The organism is Candidatus Acetothermia bacterium (genome assembly GCA_024653305.1).
Classification (GTDB): domain Bacteria; phylum Bipolaricaulota; class Bipolaricaulia; order Bipolaricaulales; family Bipolaricaulaceae; genus JACIWI01.
In genome coordinates, this window is the sequence record JANLFW010000018.1 from 1 (window position 1) to 15,005 (window position 15,005).

Consider the following 15,005-nt stretch of genomic DNA (forward strand, 5'->3'; position numbering starts at 1 on the left):
ATCCCCACCTGCGGGACGACGCGTTCGTGGCCGAGCACCTCGGCGAGTGGCTGCGTTGAGGGAGGGAAGATGGCCCTGCATCCGAACGAGGCGACGATCCCGGAGCCCTGGCCGACACGGCTGCGGCCCGGCGCGGCGGCGCTGGTCATCGTGGACATGCAGAACGACTTCGTTTCCCCAGAGGGCAAGATGGCCGCGCTCGGCTTCGCCCTCGCGGACGTCGCCACCATCGTCGCCCCCCTCGGGCGGCTCCTCGCCGCGGCGCGGGACGCGGGACTGCTCGTCGTCCACACTCGGATGCTCAACGACCGCGCCCAGAACAGCCCCTCCTGGTACGCGTTCTGGGGGGAGCCGGTCGTCGCCAAGTACGGCTACGGGGCGTTCCTCGGCACGAACCTCGACACGATCCTGCGCCGGGCCGGCGTTCAGACGGTGATCGTGGCCGGTACCGGCCCCGAGATCTGCGCTGGGGACACCCTGCGCCAGGCATTCGCCTTCGGCTACCACGTGGTCGCGGTCGCTGACTGTCTGGCGAGCTTCTCCCGGGCCGGGCGCGCGATGAACCAGGACCTGAAGCGGGCTGCCCTCTACACGATCGAGAACCACTACGGCCTCGTCACGACCGCGGATGCCCTGGCCCGCCTATGGCAGGAGCCGTCTCGATGAACCGCCGCCACGCCTTGCGGTCGGTGCCGCGCCTGATCAAGGGCCAGATGGTGTACGTGTTCCTAGCCCTGGTTCTGGTGGCCGCGGCTGGGGTGTCGCCGCAGTTCTTCCGGCCGGCCAACGTGTTCAACGTGCTTCGGCAGGCCTCCGCCATTGGCGTCCTGGCGATCGGGCAGACGATCGTCGTCGTGGCCGGGGGGATCGACATGTCGGTGGCCGCGGTGATGCAGCTCGCCGGGGTCACCCTGGCCGAGATCACCAAAGGGGAGAACACCTTGGTGCCGCTGGCGATCCCGCTGTGTTTGGCGATGGGGATGGCGATCGGGTTCGGAAACGGGCTCTTGGTTGCCAAACGCCGGGTGCAGCCGTTCATCGCCACCCTGTTCGTGGGGATCCTGGTCACCGGGTTGCGCCTTCTCGTCACGCGGGCCACGCCGTCGGGGATCCTCCCGGCAGCAATCCGCACCTTCGGCCGCGGCTCGATCGGGCCGATCCCGAACGCGGTGGTCCTGTTTGCCTGCGTGGCCGTAGCGGTGAGCTTCGTCCTCGGGCGGACCACGCTTGGGCGGCGGATCTACGCTGTGGGCGGGAACCCCAACGCCGCCGAGCTGAGCGGCGTGCGCGTGGACCGGGTCACGATCGGCACCTACGTCCTGTGCGGGCTTCTCGCCGCGGTGGCCGGCCTGGTCCTGGTCGGCTACCTCGGCTACGCGGATCAGGAGATCGGGGTCGGCTACGACCTCGACTCGATCGCCGCGGTGGTGGTCGGCGGCGCGTCCCTCGGCGGCGGCAGGGGCAAGGTGTCCGGGACCGTGGCTGGGGTGCTGTTGATGACCGCTCTCCTCAACATCGTGCTCTTGCTCAACCTCAACGTGCAGTACCAGCTCGTCGTGCGTGGTGCCGTGATCCTGGCCGGCGTGGCGTTGTACTCAACGGATTGGCCGAGGCTGTGGAGGGCGATCCGGGGGCGGGGGAAACCCGCCCCGGTGTGCCTTCCCCCCGATCAGCCTCGAGGAGGTCACGGGAGGTGAGAACGGGCCCAATGTTGTGGCCCTCGCGCTCCCCAGCGGAGCGAGGGCGCGGTAGGTCAAGCGGTGAGGTGCGAACGAACTTAGGAGGGGAACGATGCGTACAGTGAGAGCGATGTTGGTGCTGTCCATGGTGATGATGGCCCTCGGGGTGACCGCCGCCGTGGGCGCTGAGCAGCTTCTGCCCGGCATGGTGGACACCTCGAAGTACGCGAAACCGGCGCCGTGGCTCGCCGGCCGGGCCGGCCTGGGCGACACGAACGCGTGGATGACCATGTTCGGCCTCCACTTCCGGTATGGGATCGAGGAGAAGTACGCCGACTTCTTCAAGGGGTATCGGGTCACGTCGTGCTTCTGGAATCCGGTCCAGCAGATCGCCGACATCGAAAGCCTCGTCGCCCAGGGCGTGGACATCCTGTTCATCGACCCGGCGAGCGAAGCGGCCCTGGTGGGTGCGGTCGAAGAGGCGATGGACGCGGGCATCCCGGTGGTGCTCGCCTCGACCCGGGTGAACACCGACAAGTTCGTGACCTGGGTGTCCCGGGACAACATCAAGGCCGGGTACCTCTACGCTGACTGGATGGGGAAGAAGCTCCCCAACGGCGGCAAGGTCGTGGTGCTGATGGGAACCGCCGGCAGCAGCTACGCCGAAGACGTGCTCCGAGGCGTGCGGCAGGGCCTGGCCGCGTACCCCAGCATTGAGATCGTCGGTCTGGCTTACTGTGACTGGTCCCCGGTCAAGGCCAAGCAGGCGATGGAGGCGTTCATCCAGGCCAACCCCAAGATCGACGGGGTCATCGCCGACGGTGGCCAGATGGCCCTCGGGGCCGCCGAGGCCCTGCTCGATGCGGGTCGCCCGATCCCGCCGATCACCGCCGATGACTGGAACGGCTGGCTCCGCATGGCCAAGGAGCACGACATCGACTTCCTGGCCGTCTCCGGCGGGAACCCGTTGGCCCTAACCTGCGTGGACCTCGCGGTCCAGATCCTGCAGGGCAAGCCGGTTCCGAAGGTCGTCGAGTACCCGATCGTCACGTTCGAGAAGGGCCAGCTCGACAAGTACTACCGCCCCGACCTCAACGACCAGTACTTCGCGATCCACGAACTGCCCGAATCCTGGGTGGTCAAGTACTACGGGAAGTAGCGCGCGAGGGCGGCCGGGCCGTCCGGCCCGGCCGCCCACCCCGAAGACATGGAGATGACGCCGAACTCGCTTGAGATCCGCGGGGTCTCCAAGGCCTTCCCCGGCGTCCAGGCCCTGGACTGCGTCTACCTTGACGTCCAACGAGGCGAGGTTCATGCCATCGTCGGCGAGAACGGGGCCGGCAAGTCCACCCTGATGAAGATCCTCGCCGGGGCCCTGGCTCCGGACGCGGGCCAGATAGTGGTCCACGGCCAGGAGGTCCAGACCTACAGCCCCGAGGCCGCCCGCGCGCACGGGATCGCCATCATCTTCCAGGAGTTCAACCTCGTCCCCTTCCTCACCGCGGCCCAGAACATCGCCCTGGGCCGCGAGCCGGGCCGGTGGGGCTGGATCCAGCGGGCGCGAGAGCTGGAAGAAGCCAAGTCGCTCCTCGCCGAGATCGGGGCCGAGGTGCCGCTTCGGGTCCCGGTGTGCCGCCTCAGCGTGGCCCAGCAGCAGCTTGTGGAGATCGCCAAGGCCCTCGCCGTCGACGCGAGCATCCTGATCATGGACGAGCCAGCGTCGGCGTTGTCGCTCACCGAGCGGGAGCACCTGTTCGCCCTGATCGGCCGGCTCCGCGACCGGGGGATCACCATCCTCTACGTGACCCATCACCTCGAGGAGGTGTTCCGCCTCGCCGACCGGGTGACCGTCCTCAAGGACGGGCGCGTCGTGCGCACGCTCCACGTCCGGGAGACGGACCGGGACGGCCTGATCACGATGATGGTCGGCCGGAAGCTGGCCCAGGTGTTCCCCGCCAAGGCGTCCAAGGTCGGGGGACCGGTGCTCACCGTGGAGGGTCTGTCCTCGGGCCGTGAGGTGCGGGACGTGTCGTTCACCCTGCACAAGGGCGAGATCCTCGGGGTGTACGGCCTGGTCGGCGCCGGACGTACGGAGCTGTGCAAGGCCCTGTTCGGGGCCCGACCCCACTCCGGGCAGATCACGGTGGACGGCCGCAAGGTGGCCGCGCGCCATCCGCACGCCGCCGTGGCGCAGGGCATGGCCGTCGTCACCGAGGACCGCAAGAACGAGGGGCTGGTGATGGGCCTCTCCGTCCGCCACAACCTGGCCCTACCGAACCTCGGCCAGAGGCAACGGCTGGGCGTGATCCGACGCGCCCAGGAGACCCAGGCCCTCCAGGCGATGGTGGAGAAGCTCGAGGTCCGCCCCCCAGACCTGGAGACCCTGACCGTTCAGTTGAGCGGCGGCAACCAGCAGAAGGTGGTCATCGGCAAGTGGCTCCTGACCAAGCCCAAGGTGCTGATCTGCGACGAGCCGACCCGCGGAGTCGACGTTGGGGCAAAAGTCGAGATCTACGCCCACCTGCGACGCCTGGCTGAACAGGGGATGGCGATCCTGATGGTGTCCTCGGAGCTCCCCGAGGTGCTCGGGATGAGCGACCGGGTGCTGGTCATGGCCGGGGGGCGGATGGTCGCCGAGTTCTCCGACGGCGAGGCGACCGAGGAGCGGGTGATGGCCGCCGCGCTCGCCGACAAGGCCCACGCGGACCGACCTGCCTCGGCCTCCTCGGGCCGGCCCCGGGGGCTCGCCCGCCTGGGGCGGTGGCGACCGGACGCGACCTCGGTCGTGCTGGCTACCCTGCTCGCCCTGTTCCTCGCGGGAGCGCTTTCCTCGCCGCGCTTCCTTGGGATGTACAACCTGATCAGCATCCTTCGCAGCGCCGTGCCGCTGGCCCTGGTGGCGATGGGACAGGCGATGGTCATGATCTCCGGCGGCGTCGACCTCTCGGTCAGCGCCACGATCACCCTGACCACGATCATCGGCGCCACCCTGATCGGCGGGAGCGACGCGCGCATCCTCCCGGCGGCGGTGGCCACGTTGGGAGTCGGCTTGGGGATGGGCGTGGCCAACGGTCTCGCCGTGACCCAACTCAAGATCCCCCCGTTCATCGCCACCCTGGGGATGATGTCGATCGGCCGCGGGATCGTGCTCGTGCTGGCCCGGGGCCCGGTGGGAGCGATCGGCCGCGGGTTCCGGGCGTTCTCCCGCGGCGCCTTCGGTCCGATCCCGGCGGCGTTGGTGATCCTGGGGGTCGTGTTTGCCCTCGCCGCGCTGGTCATGAACCGCACCCGGTACGGGCGCCACCTGTTCGCCCTTGGTGGGAACCGCGAGGTGGCGCGCCTGGCCGGGATCCGCACCCGGTGGGTCGAGCTCTCGTCGTACCTGGTAAGCGGCGTGTGCGCGGTGATCGCCGGGTTGTACCTGACGAGCCGGATGGGAGCCGGTGATCCGTCGGTGGGGCCGGGCCTGGAGCTCGACTCGATCATCGCCGTGCTCACCGGCGGCATCCCGTTCGGCGGCGGGCGGGGGAACGTGCTCGGGGTGATGGCCGGCGTCATGCTGCTGACGGTCCTCGGGAACCTGCTGACGGTGTGGAACCTGAGCAGTTGGTACCACCAGATCGCCCGGGCCCTGGTGCTCCTGGCGGCGCTGGCCGTATTCAAGAAGGAGGACTGACATGGGATTTCGAGCGGCAGTAGTCCAGATGAACAGCGTCCTTTGTGAGGTCGACGCCAACCTGGCCAAGGTCGCCATCCTCGTGCGGAGCGCGGCGGCGATGGGGGCAAAGCTCGTCCTCGTCCCGGAGACGTTCACCACCGGCTACGACGTCGGTGATCGCCTGCCCCAGGTGGCGGACACGATCCCCGGCAGGACCACCGACGCCGTCGGCCGCCTGGCCCGGGAGCACGGGGTGTACTTCTACGGGAGCTTCATCGAGAAGGACGGGAGGCGCTATCACAACACCGCCGTGCTCGTGGACCCCAAGGGCGAGATCCTCGCCGCCTACCGCAAGGTCCACTTGTTCGCCGCCGAGAAGCGGATGTTCACCCCCGGCGACCGCCCGGCGGTGGTGGACACGGAACTGGGGACGCTCGGCCTGACGATCTGCATGGACCTCCTGTTCCCGGAGTACATCCGAGGGCTGGTGCTGGCCGGGGCCGAGTACATCCTGAACACCACCGATTGGCTGCGCTGGGGCCCGATCGATCGCTGGGGATGGTGCCACGCCCAGCCGCGGGCGCTGGCCGTGGTCCGGGCCCTGGAGAACACGGTGGGGCTGGCCATGGCCTGCCAGTGGGGGCAAGAGGGGGAGTACGTCAAGTTCGGGCACTCCTGCATCGTGAGCCCCTCGGGACGCATCCTGGCCGGGGTCGAGGAGGGCGAAGGCGTGGCCGTGCACGAGCTCTCGCTCGACGGCGTCGAGGAGTGGCGCAGGATCGCGACGTACCTCGCGGACCGGGCGGACCACCTCGCCCTGTACCGAAAGCTCCTCGACCTCTAGCCACCCCCGGATCGGCTGTCGATTGACTTTTCCCCGGGACGGGTTATGCTGACGCCCTCGTAGGTCCCTTTGTTGCCTAAAGAAGGGTCTCCCTTTCCGAAGCTTCAAAGGAACTCAAGGCCCGGTCGACGTTTGGGCCTTGTGGGTTTGGTATCGCCTTGATCCGGACGCGGAGGATGAGATGGAGTGCAGGTTTGATATAGCGAAGGTCCGCAACATCGGGCTCGCCGCGCACATCGACGCCGGCAAGACCACGGTTACCGAGCGCATGCTCTACTTCACCGGCAAGGTCCACCGCATCGGCGAGGTGGACGACGGCCAAGCGACGATGGACTGGATGCCCCAGGAGCGGGAGCGGGGGATCACCATCACCGCGGCCGCCACCACCATCCAGTGGCGGGGGCACCGCATCAACCTCATCGACACGCCGGGGCACGTGGACTTCACCGCCGAGGTCGAGCAGAGCCTGCGGGTGGTGGACGGGATGATCGCCCTGTTCTGCGCCGTGGGCGGCGTGCAGCCCCAATCCGAGGCGGTGTGGCGGCAGGCCGACCGCTACCGGGTGCCGCGGATCGCGTTCGTCAACAAGATGGACCGCATCGGGGCCGACTTCTCGGGCGTGGTGCGCGAGCTGCGGGCTGGACTCGGGGCGGCTGCCTTGCCGGTGGTGTTGCCGATCGGGGCCGAGGAGGAGTTCACGGGCCTCGTCGACCTCGTGCGGATGGAGGCCGTCTACTACGGCGACGGTCCGAGCGGCGAGGACATCCAGCCCGGACCGATCCCGGACGCGATGATGGCGGAGGTGGAGCGGGCGCGGGAGGCCCTCGTGGAGCGGGTGAGCGAGGAGGACGACCTGCTCCTCGCGAGGTTCCTCGCCGGGGAGGAGCCCACCGCGGCCGAGCTCGTCCAGGCGCTGCGCCGGGCCACCGTGGCCGGCCGCCTGGTCCCGGTCCTGTGCGGGGCCGCGTACCGCAACAAGGGGATCCGTCGGCTTCTCGACGCGGTGGTGGACTTCCTCCCGTCCCCGGCCGACCTGCCGCCGGCGATCGGTGCTTGGCAGGGCGAGGAGATGGTCCGGCACGCTCGCGACGATGCGCCGCTTTCGGCGCTGGCGTTCAAGGTCCAGGCCGACCGGCACGTGGGGAAGCTCACCTACGTGCGGGTGTACTCCGGGGTCCTGCGCACCGGCGGGTTCGTGGAGAACGCGAGCCGGGGCGTGCGGCAGCGCATCGGGCGCCTGTTCCAGATGCACGCCGACCGCCGCGAGCCCGTCCTTGAGCTGCGCGCCGGCGACGTCGGCGCGGCGGTGGGGCTAGGGGAGACCTACACCGGGGACACGCTGGCGAGCAAGGATGCCCCGATCGTGCTCGCGCCGATCGAGTTCCCGGCCCCGGTGATCGACCTCGCCATGTCCCCGCTCCGGCGCACCGATGCCGACCGCCTCGCCCGGGCCCTCGCCGATCTCTCCGCCGAGGACCCGACGTTCCTCGTGCGGCCGAACCCGGAGACCGGGGAGATGGTGGTGTGCGGGATGGGGGAACTGCACCTGGAGATCGTGGTCGACCGGCTGCGCCGCGAGTTCGGGGTCGAGGTGGTCACCGGGCAGCCCCAGGTCGCGTACCGGGAGACGCTCGTCGGGTCGATCGAGCACGAGCACAAGCTGGTGAAGCAGACCGGCGGGCACGGCCAGTACGCGCACGTCGTCCTGCGGGTGGAGCCCGGCGCCCCCGGCACCGGGTTCGAGTTCGCGAGCCGGGTCGTGGGCGGGCGGGTTCCCCGGGAGTACGTCCCGGCGGTGGAGCGGGGGATCGTCGAGGCGATGGCCGAGGGCCCCTACGCCGGGTTCCCGGTGGTGGACGTCCGGGTCACCTTGGTAGATGGCTCGGCCCACGAGGTGGACTCCTCCGAGCAGGCGTTCCGTGCCTGCGCCGTGGCCGCGTTCCGCGAGGCCTGCCGACGGGCGGGCCTCCGGCTCTTGGAGCCGGTGATGGACGTGGAGGTGACCGTGCCCGAGGCCGACCTCGGGGCGGTAATGGGGAACCTCGCCGCCCGCCGCGGCCGGATCTTGGGTCTCGCGGCCAAGGGCAAGGCCCAGGTCGTGCACGCCGAAGTCCCGCTTTCCGAGATGTTCGGGTACGCAAGCGAGCTCCGGAACCTCACGAGCGGCCGGGGGGAGTTCACGATGCGGTTTGACCGGTATGAGGCGGTGCCGCAGGCGGTAGCCGAGGAGGTCGTGGCCGGCCACTGCGCCGCCGTGGGCTGATCGCCCTGCGGGCGGGGGCGTGCGCGGTCAGGCGAAGCGCACCCCGTCCACGGTCGTGACCACGCCCTGGTACAGGAACGTCACCTGCCGGAGGGCGCATGCGAGGTCGAACGGGGTCAGGGCGCTCACCGCGTCCTCGGGGAGCACCACCCGGTACCCGCGGAGCGCCGCCGACCCGGCGGCGTGGAGCACGCAGATGTTGGCCACCGTTCCGGCCACCACCACGTGCCGCACCCCCCACCGGCGGAGGACGAGGTCGAGCGGGGTGGCGTAGAAGGAATCGTACGTCGGGGTCTTGATGACCGGTTCCCCCGGGCGAGGCCCAAGCTCGGCCACGATCTCCGCCCCCCACGACCCGGCCACGGCATGGGGCGGCCAGATCGCGAACTCCGGGTCGTCCGGGCTGTGCCAGTCTTGGGTGAACACGACGCGGACTTCGGCCGCCCGCGCCCTCTCGAGGAGGCGGGCGATGGCGGGGATCGTGCTCGGTGCCTCCGGGACGAACAGAGCGCCGTCCGGATGGGCGAAGTCGTTCTGCATGTGCACCACGAGGAGCGCCGCCTCCCGCGCCGGGAGGACCACTTCGCGCGCCCGGGGGATCTCAGGAACGTCCACCATCGCTTTGATTGTAGGGCCCCGGTTACAGGGTCTCCACCAACGCCGCGAGCTTGCACGAGAGGCACACCGGGTAACCGGGTTCGTCCACGGGGTCGAGGTCGGCGAGGTGGGGGGGCAGGGAGAACAGGCGCTCGCGGATTTCCTCCCGTCGGCGATGGAGGTCCACCGGGGGCAGCACCCGTCGCCCGCCTTCCATGGCCTTGACGAGGAGCGGCCGGCCGGGGAGGACCTCCTCGGCCAGGGCAATGGTGTCCTGGATTCGCCCCCCTTCTTCTTGCCGCCACACCTGGGTCCGGCCGGGCAGGGTGACCTTGCCCGGGCTCCGCTTCATGCGCGGCCCGTGGGCATCCTCGACCAGCTTGTACATGCCGGGGAGCGCTGGGAGGTCCCACGACACCCCGAGCCGGGTCCCCACCCCGTACCCCCACGCGGCCCCGCCCCGGGCCCGGAACTCCCGGATCCGGTGCTCGTCGAGGTCTCCGGACACGAAGATCTGGACCTCGGGGAACCCGGCCCGATCGAGAAGCTCCCGCACCGCCCGGCAGTAGCCTACCAGGTCCCCGGAATCGAGGCGCACCCCGGAAAGGTCCCGCCCCACGGCCCGGAGCTCCCGGGCCGCCGCCGCCGCGTTCCGGGCCCCCTCCATCACGTCGTAGGTGTCGATGAGGAGCACCGGTCGCGGGTGGTCCTCGGCGAACGCCCGGAACGCGGAGAGCTCGTCGGGGAAGCTCAGGACGTACGAGTGGGCCATCGTGCCCACCACCGGGATCCCATAGCGCTTTCCGGCAAGGACGTTCGAGGTGCCGTGGAACCCGGCGAGGAAACTCGCCCGGGCGGCATGGACGGCGGCGTCGGCCCCGTGGTCCCGACGGGGGCTGAAGTCCACCACCGTCGCCTCCTCTCCCACGGCGAGGAGGATCCGCGCCGCCTTGGACGCCACCAGGGTCTGGTAGTTGAGGACGTTGAGAAGGTAGGTCTCCACGACCTGGGCCTGGATGCGGGGAGCGGTCACTTGGACCAAGGGCTCCCCGGGGAACACCATTTCCCCTTCCGGGACGGCCCACACCTCCCCGGTGAACCGGAGCGCCCCCAGGTAATCGAGGAACGCGGAATCGAAGAGATCCAGGGAATCGAGGTAGGCGCGGTCGTCCTCCGTAAACCGGAGGGCCTCCAGGTGGTCGAGGAGGGGGTCCAGGCCGGCGAACAGGAGGAACCGGCGGTTCGGGACCGGAGCCCGCACGAAGTACGCGAACGTGGCCGGATCGTCCATGCCCCGCCGGAAGTACGAGTAGGCCATGGTCAGCTCGTACAGGTCCACAAGCAGTGCCTCCTCCATCTCCCCCTCCTTGCTCGAGAGCCAACGCAGCCGGTAGGCCGACGGGACAAGTTTGCCGCGCCCGGGGGGTCAACGCCATGCTGCCCGCGCTCTCCACCCACGGGCTTTGTACCCGGTAACATGGCGTCAGGAGGGAAAAGCATGGACTTGTGGAAGATCCTGCTGTTGGGCGCGGTGGTGGTGGGCCTGATCTTGCTGTTTCAGATGGGATCCAGGCCCGTGGCGGTGCCCGAGCCCCTACCGGGGAGCCTCGTCGAACAGGGCACGTTCGCGATCGAGCAGGCCGGCCAGCGGGTCGGGGAGGAGGCGTTCACGGTGTGGCTGGTGGAGGCGGGGTTCCGCGTGGACTCGGAGGTCCGGCTGACCGGGGTGGAACTGGCCGCCGAGCTCCTGCTCTCCCCCGATTGGACCCCCCTCTCCTACACGCTGGTGGTCCAGACGCCCCATGGGAAACAGCACTTAGCCGCGCGCATCGCTGGCGAGGAGGTGACGTTCGAAGCGGTGGTCGGCCTCGTCCGGCAGGACCGGGAGCTTACGGAAACGCCGCCGTTCGCGGTGCTCGACAACAACGTGATCGGCCACTGGCACGCGCTGTACCGGTTCCTGCGGGCCGCGGGGCGGACGGGGGAGATGCAGGGCACCGCCCTCATCCCTCAGGCGTTCGCCGCCCTTCCGTTCCGGGCTCAGCCGCCGGAGCCGGTGGGGCTCAAGGTGGGTGAGCGGACGCTCCCTGCCGAGCGCTACCGGGTGCAACTCGCGGACCAGGAGGTGTGGCTGTATGGGCAGGGGGAGCTCCTCCTCGGGGCGGTGTTCCCGACCCAGCTGGCGCTGGCCTACCTGGAAGAGGTCCTGCCGGATGGGCTGATCGTCGTCGAGCCCGTCCCCTCGCCCTAGGGCTTCCCCCTCGTCGCGGGTTGCCGGGCCCCACTTGACGCCCCCGGGGCATTCTCTCTACAATGTATTGGTCTGACCAATGGACCCGACCTCGGGCTTGCCTGAAGGGAGACGGTCCTTCCTGGTCCTGGACCGCATCGTGCAGGCCATCCGGTCCGGTGAGTACCAGGAAGGGGCCCGTTTGCCCACCGAACGGGAGCTCGCCGATCTGTGCGGCGTCAGCCGTTCCTCGGTCCGGGAAGCCCTCAGCATTCTGAGCGCCCTCGATATCGTGGACCGGCGCGTCGGGGACGGCACCTACGTGCGCTGCTGCGACGACCGGGTCCTGTCCCTGACCCTGGAGCTGGCCCGGGGCGAGGCGGACCTGCGGGACACGTTTGAACTGCAACGGATCCTCGAGGTCGGCGTGGCCGAGCTCGCCGCCCGCATCATGTCTGCCGATCACCTCGCCGAGATCCAAGTAGCGGTCGGAGAGATGGAAAAAGCCGCCGCCCGCGGCGACGTGGAGGCCTATTTTGCCGCCGACCGCCGGTTCCACCTCACGGTCGCCGCCGCCACCGGCAATGCCCTGCTCGAGCGCCAGCTCCGCTCCCTGATCGCTCAGATGGACCGTCCGCTGTGGCGCACCGTCAAGGGCTATTTCATCCGGCATCAGGCCGAGTACCTCAACCGGTCACTGGCCGCCCACCGCCGGCTCTTGTCGGCGTTCCGGCTTCGGGACACCGCCCTCGCCCGCAGGGTCATGGAAGAGCACTTCGAACGCATCCGGGGGGAGATCTTCGGCGATGCCTGACGGCAACGTGACGACGCACGGGGCATCCCTCTGGACTGGGTGGTGCCGGTTCATTGGTCAGACCAAACGGCAACCGCCGCGCCGGGACCTTCGGGGCAGGCAGACCGGGTCCGGGGAGCGGTCGGGGTACGGCAGAGGGGAGGTGGGAGCCGGCCTGAGCTTGGGCGAATTGACGGGAGATGCTGATTTCTAACGCAAGGAGGGACGATGCGGAAGGCATGTGTAGTGCTGAGCGTGGGGTTGTTGGCGATCCTGGTGGGGTTCGGCGTGGCAGCGAAGGAAACCCTCCTGATCTACACGTCTACCCCGGTGGAGATCATGACCAAGCTCGAACAGATGTTCGAGGCGACCTACCCGGACATCGACCTCCAGGTGTTCCGCTCCGGAACCGGCAACATCGCTGCCAAGCTCGCTGCAGAACGGGAGGCGGGGAAGATCCAGGCCGACCTGATCTGGGTTGCTGAGTACACGTACCTCGAAGAGCTCAAAGCCCAGAACCTCCTCTACAAGTACGAATCGCCAGAGGCGAAGAACATCCCTGCACTCCTTGTGGATAAGGATGGCTACTACTACGGGGCCCGCATCTTCGCGTTGGTCATTGCGTACAACACGAACTACGTCAAGGACCCGCCCCGGACGTGGACCGATCTCCTTGATCCGAAGTGGAAGGGGCAGATCGTAACCGCCAACCCTAGCTACTCCGGGTCCAATGCGATCGCCGCCGCCGTCCTCGGCATGAAGTACGGGCTCGACTACTTCCGCGGCCTGGCCGCGAACAACACCACCGTCGTCCAGGGCAACAGCCAATCCGTGACCGAGGTCGCTGCCGGCGCGTACCTGGTCGGGTTGACCTTGGACAACATGGTCCGCGGTCTCAAGGCCCAGGGAAGCCCGATCGACCTCGTGTACCCCGACGACGGCCCGATCTTCCTCCCGAGCCCGATCGGGATCTTCGCCACGAGCCAGCATCTTGAGGCGGCGAAGAAGTTCGTGGATTACGTGCTGTCGGCAGAGGGACAGCGGGCGCTCGTTGAGATCGGAGCCTACATCCCGGCCAGGACCGACGTCGCCGGGCCGGCCGGGGCGCCGACCCTCGATGAGCTCGTGGCGAAGGCGATGCCGGCGGAGATAGAGGCCATCGTCGCCAACATCAACTTCTACACCCAGCAGTTCGTCAAGATCCTGCTTGGCCAGTAGCCGAACCGGGGCGGGGCCGACCGGTCCCGCCCCTTCATCCTGACCATGGGGCCGAAACTGACGCGGACGCTCGCGTTCGGTGTAGCCTTCGCTTTGCTGATGGCGCTGGTGGCGTTTCCGCTGGGGATCTTGTTCTACAAGAGCTTTGTGCGCGCGGGAGAACCTTCGCTGGGGAACTACACCGAGGTGTTCTCCGACGGACGTAACTACCTGCCGTTCTGGAACACGGTCAAGCTCGGGTTCTGGACAGTGCTCCTGGCCGCGGCGATCGGCGTCCCGCTGGCATGGGTGGTCGCCCGCACCGATCTCCCGGGGCGGTGGCTTCTCGAGAACCTGTGCTTGCTCCCGTACATGATCCCTCCGTTCATCGGGGCCATCGCCTGGGTCCAGCTCCTCGCCCCCCGGGTGGGCTACGCGAACAGGTTGTGGATGTCCCTTGTCGGCACCACGACCTCTCCGTTCAACATCTACTCGTTCGGGGGAATGGTGTGGGTGATGGGACTCTATTCCTTCCCATTCGTGTTCATCGCCGTGCTGGGGGCGCTGGAGCGGATGAACCCGTCGCTGGAAGAAGCAGCCCGGATCTCCGGGGCAGGGCGGTTCCGGGTGGTGCGGGACATCACGATCCCCCTCGTCCTTCCCAGCGTGATGTCCGGGATGATGCTCGCGTTCCTGTACACGGTGGCCAACTTCGGGATCCCGGCTTTGATCGGGATGCGGGCCCGGATCTTCGTCCTCACCACGCGCATCTATAGCTACGTGTACCGCGGTGACTTCGCCGGGATCCAGCTGGCCGCGGCGTTGTCGGTGTTGCTGATGGTGCTGGCCGTGGCGCTGCTTGTGCTCAACCAGTGGATCCTACGGCGACAGCACGGGGCGGCGATCATCTCCGGGAAGAGCGTTCGCCCGACCGTGGTCGAGCTCGGTCGATGGAGGTACCCATTGGCCGGGGTGGTCTACCTGTTCCTCACTCTCGCCATCATCGCCCCGCTCGTGGCTTTGTTCCTCACCTCATTCCTCCGGGCATGGGGGCTGCCGCTCGCGTGGTCAAGCTTCACAATTCGGAACTACCAGTATGTCCTGTTCGAGTACAGTCTGACCAAGAAGGCGATCGTCAATAGCCTCTCGCTCGCCCTCATCGCCGCCTCGGCGGCGACAGCCCTGGGGGCGATCCTCGCCTACATCTCTACGAAGACCCAGCTCCGAGGACGGAGGGTTGTGGACACGCTGTGCACGTTGCCGAACGCTATCCCCGGCACGGTGGTGGCGCTGGCGATGATCCTGGCCTGGTCCGGGCAGTTCAGGATCAACCTGTACAACACATTCGCGATGCTGATCGTGGCCTATGTGGCCCACTACACGTTTTACGCGTTCCGCAACATCTCCGCGTCCCTCGTGCAGATCCACCCCTCGCTCGAGGAGGCGGCGCGGATCGCCGGAGCCGGGTGGCTGCAGAACTTCCGCGACGTGGTGGTGCCGCTGATTCGTCCGGGGCTCGTCGCGGGGTGGCTCCTCGTGTTCATGCCCACGTTGCGGGAACTGAACATGTCGATTCTGCTTTATGGGCCGCGCACGCCGACCATCGGCGTGGCCGTGTTCGAGCTCCAGGACGCCGGGTACTACCACATCGCCGCCGCGCTGGCCGCGTTGGTGGTGGTCGTGATCTTCGTGACCAACCTCGTCGTGCGGAGGATCGTCGGCGGCCGTCGGCGCGCCTGAGGAG

General features: G+C 68.5%; 12 protein-coding genes. 10 read left to right on the forward strand and 2 right to left on the reverse strand.

What is annotated here, in order from left to right; genetic code table 11:
• The 6 genes from NUV94_06735 to fusA form a co-directional block, all read left to right on the forward strand.
• Positions 1-666, forward strand: a 666-nt coding sequence (locus NUV94_06735) for a cysteine hydrolase (GenBank protein ID MCR4392444.1), incomplete at its 5' end; no start/stop codon positions are given.
• Positions 663-1,697 (forward strand): ABC transporter permease, encoded by a 1,035-nt coding sequence (locus NUV94_06740; protein MCR4392445.1) that lies wholly within the window; start codon positions 663-665, stop codon positions 1,695-1,697. The genes NUV94_06735 and NUV94_06740, both read left to right, overlap by 4 nt.
• A gap of 94 nt (positions 1,698-1,791) precedes the next feature.
• The gene (locus NUV94_06745) at positions 1,792-2,838 is read left to right on the forward strand and encodes a substrate-binding domain-containing protein (protein MCR4392446.1); all 1,047 of its coding nucleotides are present in this window, start codon (positions 1,792-1,794) and stop codon (positions 2,836-2,838) included.
• A gap of 54 nt (positions 2,839-2,892) precedes the next feature.
• Positions 2,893-5,355, forward strand: a complete 2,463-nt coding sequence (locus tag NUV94_06750) for an ATP-binding cassette domain-containing protein (GenBank protein ID MCR4392447.1) — start codon at positions 2,893-2,895, stop codon at positions 5,353-5,355.
• Position 5,356: 1 nt separating this feature from the next.
• Positions 5,357-6,181 (forward strand): carbon-nitrogen hydrolase family protein, encoded by an 825-nt coding sequence (locus NUV94_06755; GenBank protein ID MCR4392448.1) that lies wholly within the window; start codon positions 5,357-5,359, stop codon positions 6,179-6,181.
• Positions 6,182-6,362: 181 nt separating this feature from the next.
• A complete protein-coding gene (gene fusA / locus NUV94_06760) occupies positions 6,363-8,444 on the forward strand; it encodes an elongation factor G (GenBank protein ID MCR4392449.1) in 2,082 nt (693 codons plus the stop codon).
• 27 nt (positions 8,445-8,471) lie between these two features.
• On the opposite strand, the gene NUV94_06765 is transcribed toward fusA, so the two are convergent.
• Together NUV94_06765 and NUV94_06770 are read right to left on the reverse strand one after the other, a co-directional pair.
• On the reverse strand, positions 8,472-9,062 hold the full coding sequence (locus tag NUV94_06765) for a cysteine hydrolase (GenBank protein MCR4392450.1): 591 nt from the start codon (positions 9,060-9,062) through the stop codon (positions 8,472-8,474).
• Positions 9,063-9,084: 22 nt separating this feature from the next.
• A complete protein-coding gene (locus tag NUV94_06770; GenBank protein MCR4392451.1) occupies positions 9,085-10,398 on the reverse strand; it encodes a nicotinate phosphoribosyltransferase in 1,314 nt (437 codons plus the stop codon).
• A 141-nt stretch (positions 10,399-10,539) separates the two neighbouring features.
• Here NUV94_06770 and NUV94_06775 point away from each other — a divergent pair, with 141 nt between their 5' ends.
• The 4 genes from NUV94_06775 to NUV94_06790 all read left to right on the forward strand — a co-directional run bounded on the left by NUV94_06775 (position 10,540) and on the right by NUV94_06790 (position 15,001).
• Positions 10,540-11,292 carry a hypothetical protein gene (locus tag NUV94_06775; GenBank protein ID MCR4392452.1) on the forward strand — a complete coding sequence of 251 codons (753 nt, stop codon included), beginning with the start codon at positions 10,540-10,542 and terminating at the stop codon, positions 11,290-11,292.
• Positions 11,293-11,371: 79 nt separating this feature from the next.
• A complete protein-coding gene (locus NUV94_06780; GenBank protein ID MCR4392453.1) occupies positions 11,372-12,085 on the forward strand; it encodes a FadR family transcriptional regulator in 714 nt (237 codons plus the stop codon).
• A 207-nt stretch (positions 12,086-12,292) separates the two neighbouring features.
• Entirely contained in the window at positions 12,293-13,282 is a 990-nt protein-coding gene (locus NUV94_06785) for an ABC transporter substrate-binding protein (protein MCR4392454.1), read from the forward strand.
• A gap of 45 nt (positions 13,283-13,327) precedes the next feature.
• Entirely contained in the window at positions 13,328-15,001 is a 1,674-nt protein-coding gene (locus NUV94_06790) for an iron ABC transporter permease (GenBank protein ID MCR4392455.1), read from the forward strand.
• Positions 15,002-15,005: the final 4 nt, after the last annotated feature.